We start from the raw sequence: 12,184 nt of genomic DNA, 5'->3' as shown, positions 1-12,184 counted from the left end.
CACTGAACGACGTGAGCGAGACGAGATGACGCAGGCACAGCTCGCGCAGGGTACATCGCCCCTGCTCGCGGTTCGCGACGTCAGCGTCGTGTTCGGCGGCATCGTCGCGCTCAACGGCGTGTCCTTCGACATGCACAAGGGCCAGATCCTCGGCTTGATCGGCCCGAACGGCGCCGGCAAGACCACGCTCTTCAATTGCCTCTCGCGCCTCTATCAGCCGTCGTCCGGCGACATCTTGATGGACGGCGTGAGCATCCTGACGCGGCCGCCGCACCGGATCGCCGAGATCGGCATCGGCCGCACCTTCCAGAACGTGGCGCTGTTTCCCAACCTTTCGGTGATGGACAACGTCCGCGTCGGCGCCCATTCGAAGACCTCGAGCGACATTATCAGCGACTCCCTGAAGCTTGCCTGGGTCCGGCGCAGCGAGACAAGCATCAACAAGAAGGTGCACGAGATCCTTGCTTACCTCGACCTCGAGGACGTCGCCCATACCGTCGTGTCCGGCCTACCGTTCGGTACGCAGAAGCGGGTCGAGCTGGCGCGTGCGCTGGCGGCCGATCCGAAGATCCTGCTGCTCGACGAACCCGCCGGCGGCCTCAACCACGAGGAAGTTCATGTGCTCGGCGACCTCATCCGCAAAATCCGCGACGAGCGCCATATGACCGTGCTCCTGGTCGAGCATCACATGGGCCTCGTGATGTCGATCGCCGACCATGTCGTCGCGCTGAATTTCGGCAAGAAGCTCGCGGAAGGCACGCCCGCCCAGGTGCAGGCGGACCCGGACGTCATCAAGGCCTATCTCGGGAGCAAGGATCAATGACGCCACTGCTCAACGTCAAGGACCTGCGCGCTTATTACGGCCAGGTCCAGGCGCTCCATGGCCTGTCCTTCTCGCTCAACGAGGGCTCGCTCGTGACGCTGCTGGGTGCCAACGGCGCCGGCAAGACCACCACACTGCGCGCGATCTGCAACATGGTGCGCTCCACCGGCGGCGTCGAGTTCGAAGGCAAGCCGCTGAACAACCGTTCGACCGAGAGCATCGTGCGGTTCGGCATCGCCCACGTGCCGCAGGGCCGCGGCACCTTCACCAACATGACGGTGGAGGAGAACCTCCAGCTCGGGGCCATCACCCGCAAGGACCGCGCCGGCATCGTCTCCGACATCGAGCGCATGTACGCACATTTCCCGGTGTTGAAGCAGCGCCATACCCAGCAGGCCGGCACGCTCTCCGGCGGCGAGCAGCAGATGCTCGCGGTCGCCCGCGCGCTGATGCTGCGGCCGCGGCTGATGCTGCTCGACGAGCCCTCCTTCGGCCTCGCGCCGCTGGTGGTGCGCGACCTGTTCGGCATCCTCGGCAAGATCAACCGCGAGGACAAGGTCTCGATCCTGGTGGTCGAGCAGAACGCCCAGCTCGCGCTCGAGCTCGCCGACCAGGCCTATGTGATCGAGACCGGGCGCATCGTGATGTCGGGCAAGGCCAAGGACATCGCGAACAACGAAGAAATCCGCAAATCCTATCTGGGTTACTGAGGGAGCCGGCACAATGGAGCTGTTCACCAACCAGGTCCTGGCCGGCATCGCCACGGGGGCGATTTATGCCTGCATGGCGCTCGCCGTGGTCATGATCTACCAGGCCATCGACCATCTCAACTTCGCGCAAGGCGAGATGGCGATGTTCTCGACCTTCATCTCATGGCAGCTGATGCAGTGGGGCGTGTCTTATTGGGCTGCCTTCCTGATCACGCTGGCATTTTCTTTCGTCGCCGGCATCGCGATCGAGCGCATCCTGTTCAAGCCGCTCGTCAAGGCGCCGGTGCTCACCAACGTCGCCGGCTTCATCGCGCTGTTTGCGATCATCAACTCCTCGGCGGGCCTGATCTGGGACTTCACGATCAAGCAATATCCGACCCCGTTCGGCTCCGCACCGTTCCTCGGCAGCCAGCTGATCTCGACGCACCAGGCCGGCATGATCGGCGTCACCGTGGCGCTGCTGCTCGCGCTCTATTTCTTCTTCCAGTACACGCGCATCGGCCTTGCGATGCGAGCCGCAGCGTCGGTGCCGGAATCGGCCCGCCTCGTCGGCATCAACACGAGCTGGATGATCGCGCTCGGCTGGGGCATGGCGACCGCGATCGGCTCGATCGCCGGCATGCTGATCGCGCCCGTCGTATTCCTCGAGCCGAACATGATGGGCGGCGTGCTGATCTACGGCTTCGCCGCGGCGGTGCTCGGCGGGCTGTCGAGCCCGTTCGGCGCCGTGGTCGGCGGCTTCCTGGTCGGCGTGTTCGAGAATCTCGCCGGTACCTACATCCCCGGCGTCGGCAATGAGCTGAAACTCCCGATCGCGCTCGCGCTGATCATCTCCGTCCTGGTCGTCAAACCCGCTGGTCTATTCGGCCGGCATATCGTCAAGCGAGTTTGATCATGAGCGCAGCAGAAGAAGTCGTCGCCGAGGGCCACGAGGCGGTCGAGGCGGTTCCGAAGCGGGCCATGACGCTGGGCACCGGCACCTCGCTGGTGGTGCTGGCGGCGCTGTTGATCGTGCCGATGTTCGTCAAGAACTTCATCATCTTCCAGATGACGATGCTCCTGATCTACGGGCTCGCGGTGCTGGCGCTGAACATCCTGACCGGCGGAAGCGGCCAGTTCTCGCTCGGCCAGAGCGCGTTCTACGCCGTCGGCGCCTATGTGTCTGCGGTGCTGATGGAGCATGCCAACGTCAACTACGCGCTGACCATTCCGATCTCCGCCGTGATTTGCTTCGGATTCGGTTACCTGTTCGGCAAGCCGGCGCTGCGGCTGTCGGGCATCTATCTCGCGCTCGCGACCTTTGCGCTCGCGACCGCGATGCCGCAGTTGCTCAAGCTGAACTTCCTCGAGCACTGGACCGGCGGCGTGCAGGGCCTCGTCGTCACCAAGCCGGACGCACCGTTCGGCTTGCCGATGTCGCAGGACATGTGGCTGTACTACTTCACGCTCGCCGTGACGGTCGCGATCTACATCTTCTCGGTGAACCTGTTGCGTTCCCGCTCCGGCCGCGCCTTCATGGCGATCCGCGACAACGAGATCGCGGCCTCCTCCATGGGTGTCAACGTCGCGCTGTACAAGACGCTGGCGTTCGGCGTGTCCGCCGGCATCACCGGCGTTGCGGGCTCGCTCGGCGCCATCGCGGTGCAGTTCGTCGCACCCGACAGCTACACCATCACGCTCGCGATCTCGCTGTTCCTCGGCATGGTCGTCGGCGGCGTCGGCTGGCTACCCGGCTCGTTCGTCGGTGCGGCCTTCATCATCTTCGTGCCGAACATGGCGGAGAGCATCTCCAAGGGCCTCTCCGGCGCGGTGTTCGGCGTGCTGCTGTTCCTCGTCATCTACCTCGTGCCGCATGGCGCAAGGCAGGTCGCGATCCTGGGCCAGCAACTCGTCGGCAAGCTCAGAAAGAACTGAAGACCCGTTGAATTAACCAAGGAGACTGAATTGTATTTTGGAAGAACACTGCGAGCCGCCGCGCTGGTCACGGCAACGGCGGCCATCACTCTCACCTCCGGCGCTGCACTCGCCCAAAAGAAATACGACACCGGCGCGTCCGATACCGAGATCAAGATCGGCAACATCATGCCGTACAGCGGTCCGGCGTCGGCCTATGGCATCATCGGCAAGACCGAAGAAGCCTATTTCAAGATGATCAACGACAAGGGCGGCATCAACGGCCGCAAGATCAACTTCGTCACCTATGACGACGGCTATTCGCCGCCAAAGGCCGTCGAGCAGGTTCGCAAGCTGGTCGAGAGCGACGAGGTGCTGGTCGTTTTCAACCCGCTCGGCACGCCCTCGAACAGTGCGATCCAGAAGTACCTCAACTCCAAGAAGATCCCGCAGCTCTTCGTCGCGACCGGCGCCACCAAGTGGAACGACCCGAAGAACTTCCCCTGGACCATGGGCTGGCAGCCCTCCTACCAGAGCGAAGCGCAGATCTACGCGAAGTGGCTGATGAAGGAGAAGCCGGACGCCAAGATCGCGATCCTCTACCAGAACGACGATTTCGGCAAAGACTACCTCAAGGGCACCAAGGACGGCCTCGGCGCCAAGGCCTCCTCCATGATCGTCATGGAGGAGAGCTACGAGGTCTCCGAGCCGTCGATCGACGGCCATATCGTCAAGATCAAGGCCGCCAATCCCGACGTGCTGCTGATCTACACCACGCCGAAGTTCGCGGCCCAGACCATCAAGAAGACCGCCGAGCTCAGCTGGAAGCCGCTCCAGATCCTCACCAACGTGTCGATCTCGGTCGGCAGCGTGATGAAGCCGGCCGGCTTCGAGAACGCGCAGGGCGTGCTGTCGGCTGCCTACGCCAAGGACTCCACGGATCCGCAATGGGCCAACGACCCAGGCATGAAGAAGTGGAACGAGTTCGTCGACAAGTACATGCCGGGTGCCGACAAGTCGGACACCAGCATGGTCTATGGCTATGGCGCCGCCTCGACGCTGGCCAAGGTGCTGGAGATGTGCGGTGACGATCTCACCCGCGCCAACATCATGAAGCAGGCCGCCTCGTTGAAGGACTTTGCTCCGGATACGCTGCTGCCCGGCGTCAAGATCAACACCAGCGCCACCGACTTCGCTCCGATCGCGCAGCTGCAGATGATGCGCTTCAAGGGCGAGAAGTGGGAACTGTTCGGCGAGATCATCAGCGGTGACGTCGCCTCCGAGTGACGCGTGACGCGATGATCGAGGACGAGGAGCCCCCGCGGACAGTCGCGGGGGCTTTTTGTTGACGACAGGCGCCAATCTTGTTCAATGCGATCGATCCATCCCGGGGTAGGAGAACAATGGCCGCCGTTCGTTCCCAGGTTGCGCCGCTCTGGGCCGCGCTTGCCTTGTGCACTGCAATGAGCGGCGAGGCGCTGGCGCAGAAGAAATACGACAGCGGCGCGTCCGATACTGAGATCAAGATCGGTAACATCATGCCCTACAGCGGTCCGGCCTCCGGCTATGCCGCGATCGGCAGAACCGAGGAAGCCTACTTCAACAAGATCAATGCCGAGGGCGGCATCAATGGCCGCAAGATCAGATTCATCTCCTATGACGACGGCTATTCGCCGCCAAAGACGGTGGAACAGGCGCGAAAACTGGTCGAGAGCGACAACGTGCTGCTGATCTTCGGCTCGCTCGGCACTTCCACCAACAGCGCCATCCGCAAGTACATGAACGAGAAGAAGGTGCCGCAATTGTTCGTGGCGAGCGGCGCCTCGAAATGGAACGACCCCAAGCAATATCCCTGGACCATGGGCTGGCAGCCGAGCTACGTCAGCGAGGCCCGGATCTATGCCAAATACATCATGAAGGAGAAGCCAAACGGAAAGATCGGCGTGCTCTACCAGAACGACGATTTCGGCAAGGATTATCTAAACGGGTTGAAGGAGGGCCTCGGCGCCAAGGCTTCGATGATCGTGCGGGAGGAAGCCTACGACACTTCCGAGCCCGCAATCGACGAGCGAGTCGTGAAGCTGAAGGCGGCCGGCGCCGATATCTTCATCAGCCTCACAAACCAGAAATTCGCCGCGCAGGGAATCAAGAAAGCCGCGGAGATCAACTGGCATCCGATGCACATCATCTCCAATGTCTCGGCTTCGGTCAGCGGCGTATTGGAGCCAGCGGGCATTGAAGTCTCGCAAGGCATCCTGTCGGCGACCTACACCAAGGACGGCTCCGACCCGCAGTGGAATGCCGACGACGGCATGAAGAAGTTCTACAGTTTCCTCGCGCAATACGAGCCCAAGGCCAACAAGCTCGATGCCGGCGTCGTGTACGGCTATGCCGCCGCACAGACCATCGTGAAGGTGCTGCAGATGTGCGGCGACGATCTCACCCGCGAGAACGTCATGAAGCAGGCCGCCAGCCTGAAGGACTTCGCACCCGACACGCTGCTGCCAGGCATCAAGATCAACACCGCGCCCGACGATTTCGCCCCGATCGAGCAGCTGCAGATGATGCGCTTCAAGGGCAGGAAATGGGAGCTGTTCGGTGACATCATCTCGAGCGAGATGAGCCACTGAACGACGCAATTCAAAATAGCCGCTTTCCCGTAAAGCAACTCAAGCGGCGAGTTTGCCCCGCAAAAAGAATCTCACGCGCCGGAATATTCAGCACAGCCTTCGACGAGATCGCCGCCCGCGCGAGGCCCGTGCAGGCGTTCTTCTTGCTGACGGCCGTGGATAGGTATTGAATGCGTGACGGAGCGACGCGCAACGATCGCTCCCAATAAGAACAAACGACACATTCAATCCTGTCCAGGGAGATCAAAATGCCTGCAATGCATGTGCGATTGGGGGCCTTCTCGGCTGCCCTCGTGCTGGCCGCCACGCTGTCCACGACAGCGCTCGCGCAGAAGAAATACGACACCGGCGCATCCGACACGGAGATCAAGATCGGCAACATCATGCCCTATAGCGGTCCCGCGTCCGCCTACGGCGTGATCGGCAAGACCGAAGAGGCCTATTTCCGCAAGATCAACGCAGAAGGCGGCATCAACGGCCGCAAGATCAACTTCATCACCTATGACGACGCCTATTCCCCGCCGAAGACCGTGGAGCAGGCGCGCAAGCTGGTCGAGAGCGACGAGGTGCTGCTGATCTTCAACTCGCTCGGCACCCCGCCGAACTCGGCGATCCAGAAGTACATGAACCAGAAGAAGGTTCCGCAGCTGTTCGTCGCCACCGGCGCCACGAAGTGGAACGACCCGCAGACCTTCCCGTGGACGATGGGCTGGCAACCCAACTACCAGATCGAGTCGATCATCTACGCCAAGTATATCCTGAAGAACCATCCGAACGCCAAGATCGCCGTGCTCTACCAGAACGACGATTACGGCAAGGACTATCTGAAGGGGTTCAAGGACGGGCTCGGCGCTAAGGCCGCCTCGATGATCGTCATCGAGGACAGCTACGAAGTCTCCGAGCCGACCATAGACTCCCACATCGTCAAGATGAAGTCGACCAACGCCGACGTGTTCTTCAACATCACGACGCCGAAATTCGCCGCACAGGCGATCAAGAAGAACGCCGAGATCGGCTGGAAGCCGCTGCACTTCCTCAACAACGTCTCGGCCTCGATCGGCAGCGTGATCAAGCCGGCCGGCTTCGAGAACGCGCAGGACATCATCTCGTCGCAATATTTCAAGGATCCCACCGACGCGCAGTGGAAAAACGACAAGGCGATGATCGCCTGGAACGAATTTCTGGATAAGTATTATCCGGAAGCCAACCGCGCCGACGCCTCGGTGATGTACGGCTATATCGTCGCCCAAGGCCTCGTTCACGTGCTCAAGGCATGCGGTGACAATCTCACCCGCGAGAACATCATGAAGCAGGCCGCCAACATCAAGGACTTCGAGCCGGCGGGCCTGTTGCCGGGCATCAAGGTCAACACCTCGGCGACCGATTTCGCGCCGCTCTCGCAACTGCAGCTGATCCGGTTCAAGGGCGAGCATTGGGTGCCATTTGGCGAGGTGCTGAGCGGCGACGTCGGCGGCTGACCATCAACCAGTTGCTCAAGATGTAGCCAAACCGACGAAAGACGCAGCCCCTGCGGCCATGCCGCAGGGGCTTTTCCTTGAAGCTTTCGGGCAAATCGTATTGAATTGCGCTCGCGTCGCGAAGAAAAACGAGACAAGAAAAGGGACGCACACACAAAGAAAAAACAGGGAGATTGGAATGCCTGCTGTCACCGGCAAGCTTGCGGCCGCATCATTGGCGCTCGCGCTCATCGCGGCCTCGGCCTCAACCGCAACGGCCCAGAAGAAATACGATACCGGTGCGACCGACACCGAGATCAAGATCGGCAACATCATGCCCTACAGCGGACCGGCCTCCGCCTACGGCATCATCGGTCGCACCGAAGCCGCCTATTTCAAGAAGATCAACGAAGAGGGCGGCATCAACGGCCGCAAGATCAATTTCGTCTCCTACGACGACGCCTACTCGCCGCCGAAGACGGTGGAGCAGGCGCGCAAGCTGGTCGAGAGCGACGAGGTGCTGCTCGTCTTCAACTCGCTCGGCACGCCGCCGAACTCCGCGATCCAGAAATACATGAACTCGAAGAAGGTGCCGCAGCTGTTCGTCGCCACCGGCGCCACCAAGTGGAACGATCCGCAGAACTTCCCGTGGACCATGGGCTGGCAACCCAACTACCAGAGCGAGACGCAGATCTACGCGAAATACATCCTCAAGGCTATGCCGAACGCCAAGATCGGCGTGCTCTACCAGAACGACGACTACGGCAAGGATTACCTGAAGGGCCTGAAGGACGGCTTGGGGGCCAAGGCCGCGAGCATGATCGTGCTGGAGGAAAGCTACGAGACGTCGGAGCCGACCATCGACAACCACATCGTCAAGCTGAAAGCCACCGGCGCCGACGTCTTCATCAACATCACCACGCCGAAGTTCGCGGCGCAGGCGATCAAGAAGATTTCCGAGATCGGCTGGAAGCCGACCCACTTCCTCAACAACGTCTCGGCCTCGGTCGGCAGCGTGATCAAGCCCGCCGGCTTCGAGAATTCGCAGGACATCATCTCGGCCGCCTATCTGAAGGACGTCTCCGATCCGCAGTGGAAGGACGACGCCGGCATGAAGGCGTTCCTGGAATTCATGACGAAGTACTTCCCCGAGGGCGACAAGCTCGACGGCGGCACCATCGTCGGCTACGGCGTCGCACAGACGCTGGTCGAGGTGCTGAAGAAGTGCGGTGACAATCTCACGCGCGAGAACGTCATGAAGCAGGCGGCGAGCCTGAAGGACTTCCGCACCGAAGTGCTGCTGCCCGGCATCAAGATCAGTACCGGGCCGAACGACTTCGCGCCGATCAGCTCGCTGCAGCTGATGAAGTTCAAGGGCGACAAGTGGGATCTGTTCGGCGAGGTGATCAGCGCCGACGCCGGCGGCTAGAAACTGCAACGCGCGGAGGACGAGCCCCCTGCGCTGATCGCGCAGGGGGCTTCTCCTTTGGGTGGCAATTATGATCACGCGATTGCACAATCGAATGACGGCGAAGGCGCTTACGCTTCGGCACACGATGCGGTAGGCAGATGGCGGCGACCTCGTCGCCGCCAGTCCAGTTTGCGCAAGGCCATTGTCCATGACCGACCGACGTCCCCTGCTCCGCGCGCTCTACGACACTGCCGTTGCTGCCGCCCATCCGGGCGTGGTGCTGACCCCTCACCTGCGGCCTGCGCCCAGGGGGCGCGTGATCTGCCTTGCGGCCGGCAAGGGCGCCGGCGCGATGGCTGCGGCCGCGGAGCGGCATTATCTCGATGCGCTGGGATTGGCGCCGGAGCGCCTCGTCGGCATCGCCACCACGCGCCACGGCTACGGCGTGCCGACGCGCAGCATTCGCTTGGTCGAGGCCGGTCATCCCGTGCCTGACGAAGCGGGCCTGAAGGGCGCGGCCGACACGCTCGCGCTCGCGGGCGAGGCCGGGCCGGACGACCTGCTGCTGGTGCTGCTCACCGGCGGCGGCTCGGCCAACTGGATCGCGCCGGTGGACGGCATCAGCTTCGCGCAGAAGCAGGCGGTCAACAAGGCGCTGCTGCGCTCGGGCGCGCCGATCGGCGAGATGAACGTCGTGCGCAAGCACCTGTCGCGGATCAAGGGCGGCCGTCTCGCCCGCGCCGGCAGCAACGCCGCGGAGATCGTGACGCTCGCGATCTCTGACGTGCCGCATGACGATCCGTCCGCGATCGCCTCCGGCCCCACCGTGCCCGATCCGACCACGCTGGCGGATGCGCGCGCGATCGTGGCGAAATACAGGCTCGACATCGACGATGCGGTACGCCGCGCGCTCAACGATCCCAACAACGAGAGCTGCAAGCCGGGCGACGCCGCCTTTGCGCGCGCCTCGTTCGAGCTGATCGCGCGGCCCAAGCAGTCGCTGGACGCTGCGGTCAAGCTCGCGCGCGAGGCCGGCTACGGGACCATCGATCTCGGCGCCGATCTCGAAGGCGAGGCGCGCGAGGTCGCCGCCGATCACGCCAGGCTGGCGCTTCAGGCACGCAGCCAGGGCAAGCGCGTCGCGATTCTCTCCGGCGGCGAGCTCACGGTCACCGTGCGCGGCAACGGGCGCGGCGGGCCGAACCAGGAATACGCGCTGGCGCTGGCCTCGCTCTTGAAGGACACTTCCGGCATCGCCGCGCTGGCCGGCGACACCGACGGCGCCGATGGCGGCGCGGGCCACCCGACCGACCCCGCCGGCGCGCTGATCGATGCGGCGACGTTCGCGAAGATGAAGGCGCTGGGGCTCGAGCCGCAGGCCTATCTCGACAACAACGACGCCACCACGTTCTTCGAGGCGACCGGCGACCTGCTGCGGCCTGGACCGACGCTGACCAACGTGAACGACATCAGGGTGATTTTGGTGGATTGACGTTCGCTTACCCTCCCCTGGAGGGTAAGAGTCAAAACTCGTTGGCGATCTTCGCGAGCATCCCGATCAGGGCTTCGCGGTTGGCCTGGCCGAGCAAGTCGTTCAGCCGGGCCTCGTGCTTGGTGGCGACGAGCTTCTTGGCGCGCGCCAGCACGGCCTTGCCCTTGTCGGTCAAGACCAGGATGTGCGAGCGCCGGTCGTTGGTGGAGCGGATCCGCGCGCAGAGGTCGCGGCTCTCCAGATTGTCGAGCATGGCCACGAAGTTCGGCCTGAGGATGCCGAGCGTGGAGGCGATCTCGGTCTGGTTACGGCCGGGGTTTTTCTCGACCAGCAGCAGCACCGAGAACTGCGCCGGCGTCAGCTGGAGCGAGGCCATGCAGCGCAGGAAATTCTCGAACACCTTGAGCTGTGCACGTTTCAGGACATAGCCCAGCTGCTCGGAAAGCTCGCCGAGTTGGAGGGCCTCCGCCTGCGGCTCGCCTGCGTCCTTGCGGCCCTTGGCCGGGTCGGCCGGCTTGTCGGAGGACTTTTCAGCGGTTTTGGAAACGGTCATCGCCTCGTGCTCGTAATCCCGCTAAATTCCGGGGCGGGTCGTTCCCACCCTTGAAGTTATATTTGATAATTGTTATGGACCATACCAAATATCGCCTGCGTTTTTCAATGGCTGTGAACGGACCGTCCACCGCAATCGAGGGGACCGGTCCGGATTAGGGGGAGCGTCCGGTCTTGAATACCACCATCATGCTGTTCCTGGTGCAGGACGGCATCACCAATGGCGCGATCTATGCGCTGCTCGGCCTGGCGCTGGTGCTGGTGTTCGCCGTCACCCGGGTCATCCTCATTCCCCAGGGCGAATTCGTCACCTATGGCGCGCTGACCTATGCCTCGCTGGCCGCCGGCCAGATGCCGGGCACGGCAAAGCTGGCGCTGGCGCTCGGCATCGGCGCGTTCGGCTTCGACCTGTTCGTGGCGCGCAAGGCGCTGCACGGGCGGCTGGTCGTTCGCAGCTTCATCGCCAACGTCGTGCTGCCGGCGATCGTGCTGGCGCTGACCCTGTCGCTCGCGGCGCAGAAACCGCCGGTCGCGGTCTGCATCGCGCTGTCGCTGGTGATCGTGGCGATGATCGGCCTCTATCTCTACCGCATCGCCTTCCAGCCGCTGGCGCACACCTCGGTGCTGGTGCTGCTGATCGCCTCCGTCGGCGTCCATCTCGCGCTGCAGGGCCTCGGCCTGTTGTTCTTCGGAGCCGAAGGCCAGCGCGGGCCTGCCGTGCTGTCCGGCGCCTTCACCGCCGGCGCATTGCGCTTCACCGGCCAGAGCATCACCGTCTATGCCATCACCATCGCCTTCATCGTCGCGCTCTGGCTGTTCTTCGGCCTGACGCTCTACGGCAAGGCGCTGCGCGCGACTGCGGTCAACCGGCTCGGGGCGCGGCTTGCCGGCATCCGCACGACGCTGTCGGGCCAGATCGCCTTCCTGCTGGCCTCCGTGATCGGCGCACTCTCGGGCATCCTGATCGTGCCGATCACGACACTGTATTACGACTCCGGCTTCCTGATCGGGCTGAAGGGCTTCGTTGCCGCGATCATCGGCGGCCTCGTCAGCTATCCCCTCACCGCCGTCGCGGCGCTGGTGGTCGGCATCGTCGAGGCGTTCTCGTCCTTCTATGCCTCCAACTACAAGGAGGTGATCGTCTTCATGCTGCTGATCCCCGTGCTGCTGCTGCGCTCGCTCGCCGCGCCCGCGGTCGAGGAAGAGAAGGACTGAG

At 63.0% G+C, this 12,184-nt stretch carries 11 protein-coding genes; 10 read left to right on the top strand and 1 reads right to left on the bottom strand.

The features are described 5' to 3' along the window. Window positions 1-25 precede the first annotated feature (25 nt). From ACM43_RS21875 to ACM43_RS21835, 9 genes are all read left to right on the top strand, one after another. Window positions 26-823, top strand: a complete 798-nt coding sequence (locus ACM43_RS21875) for an ABC transporter ATP-binding protein (RefSeq protein ID WP_157283681.1) — start codon at window positions 26-28, stop codon at window positions 821-823. Then, entirely contained in the window at window positions 820-1,533 is a 714-nt protein-coding gene (locus ACM43_RS21870; RefSeq protein WP_035997952.1) for an ABC transporter ATP-binding protein, read from the top strand. Before ACM43_RS21875 ends, ACM43_RS21870 begins: the two co-directional genes overlap by 4 nt. A 13-nt stretch (window positions 1,534-1,546) precedes the next feature. Continuing rightward, the gene (locus tag ACM43_RS21865; RefSeq protein ID WP_035997949.1) at window positions 1,547-2,425 is read left to right on the top strand and encodes a branched-chain amino acid ABC transporter permease; all 879 of its coding nucleotides are present in this window, start codon (window positions 1,547-1,549) and stop codon (window positions 2,423-2,425) included. A 2-nt stretch (window positions 2,426-2,427) separates the two neighbouring features. Continuing rightward, on the top strand, window positions 2,428-3,447 hold the full coding sequence (locus tag ACM43_RS21860) for a branched-chain amino acid ABC transporter permease (protein ID WP_036021517.1): 1,020 nt from the start codon (window positions 2,428-2,430) through the stop codon (window positions 3,445-3,447). Window positions 3,448-3,477: 30 nt separating this feature from the next. Beyond that, a complete protein-coding gene (locus ACM43_RS21855; protein WP_035997943.1) occupies window positions 3,478-4,713 on the top strand; it encodes an ABC transporter substrate-binding protein in 1,236 nt (411 codons plus the stop codon). A gap of 116 nt (window positions 4,714-4,829) precedes the next feature. Next, window positions 4,830-6,056, top strand: coding sequence for an ABC transporter substrate-binding protein (locus ACM43_RS21850; RefSeq protein ID WP_157283679.1), 1,227 nt, complete (start codon window positions 4,830-4,832; stop codon window positions 6,054-6,056). 248 nt (window positions 6,057-6,304) lie between these two features. Further along, entirely contained in the window at window positions 6,305-7,534 is a 1,230-nt protein-coding gene (locus ACM43_RS21845) for an ABC transporter substrate-binding protein (RefSeq protein WP_035997935.1), read from the top strand. Window positions 7,535-7,712: 178 nt separating this feature from the next. Beyond that, entirely contained in the window at window positions 7,713-8,942 is a 1,230-nt protein-coding gene (locus tag ACM43_RS21840; RefSeq protein ID WP_035997932.1) for an ABC transporter substrate-binding protein, read from the top strand. A 190-nt stretch (window positions 8,943-9,132) separates the two neighbouring features. Continuing rightward, on the top strand, window positions 9,133-10,416 hold the full coding sequence (locus tag ACM43_RS21835; RefSeq protein ID WP_271542812.1) for a glycerate kinase type-2 family protein: 1,284 nt from the start codon (window positions 9,133-9,135) through the stop codon (window positions 10,414-10,416). A 31-nt stretch (window positions 10,417-10,447) separates the two neighbouring features. Here ACM43_RS21835 and ACM43_RS21830 read toward each other — a convergent pair whose 3' ends face one another. Then, window positions 10,448-10,969 (bottom strand): MarR family winged helix-turn-helix transcriptional regulator, encoded by a 522-nt coding sequence (locus tag ACM43_RS21830; protein ID WP_157283677.1) that lies wholly within the window; start codon window positions 10,967-10,969, stop codon window positions 10,448-10,450. Between the two features lie 173 nt (window positions 10,970-11,142). On the opposite strand from ACM43_RS21830, the gene ACM43_RS21825 reads away from it, so the two are divergent. Next, window positions 11,143-12,183, top strand: coding sequence for a branched-chain amino acid ABC transporter permease (locus ACM43_RS21825; protein WP_271542811.1), 1,041 nt, complete (start codon window positions 11,143-11,145; stop codon window positions 12,181-12,183). The last annotated feature ends 1 nt before the right edge of the window (window position 12,184 follow it).

Source organism: Bradyrhizobium sp. CCBAU 45321, from assembly GCF_028128975.1.
In the GTDB taxonomy this organism is placed as follows: Bacteria; Pseudomonadota; Alphaproteobacteria; order Rhizobiales; family Xanthobacteraceae; genus Bradyrhizobium; species Bradyrhizobium yuanmingense.
This window is presented reverse-complemented; position numbering and strand designations above follow the sequence as displayed.

Bases quoted from the DNA above. Each gene is read 5' to 3' on its own strand.
- ACM43_RS21830 (WP_157283677.1), bottom strand. From the start codon at position 10,969: ATGACCGTTTCCAAAACCGCTGAAAAGTCCTCCGACAAGCCGGCCGAC.
- ACM43_RS21850 (WP_157283679.1), top strand. From the start codon at position 4,830: ATGGCCGCCGTTCGTTCCCAGGTTGCGCCGCTCTGGGCCGCGCTTGCC.
- ACM43_RS21875 (WP_157283681.1), top strand. From the start codon at position 26: ATGACGCAGGCACAGCTCGCGCAGGGTACATCGCCCCTGCTCGCGGTT.
- ACM43_RS21870 (WP_035997952.1), top strand. From the start codon at position 820: ATGACGCCACTGCTCAACGTCAAGGACCTGCGCGCTTATTACGGCCAG.
- ACM43_RS21845 (WP_035997935.1), top strand. From the start codon at position 6,305: ATGCCTGCAATGCATGTGCGATTGGGGGCCTTCTCGGCTGCCCTCGTG.
- ACM43_RS21860 (WP_036021517.1), top strand. From the start codon at position 2,428: ATGAGCGCAGCAGAAGAAGTCGTCGCCGAGGGCCACGAGGCGGTCGAG.
- ACM43_RS21835 (WP_271542812.1), top strand. From the start codon at position 9,133: ATGACCGACCGACGTCCCCTGCTCCGCGCGCTCTACGACACTGCCGTT.
- ACM43_RS21865 (WP_035997949.1), top strand. From the start codon at position 1,547: ATGGAGCTGTTCACCAACCAGGTCCTGGCCGGCATCGCCACGGGGGCG.
- ACM43_RS21840 (WP_035997932.1), top strand. From the start codon at position 7,713: ATGCCTGCTGTCACCGGCAAGCTTGCGGCCGCATCATTGGCGCTCGCG.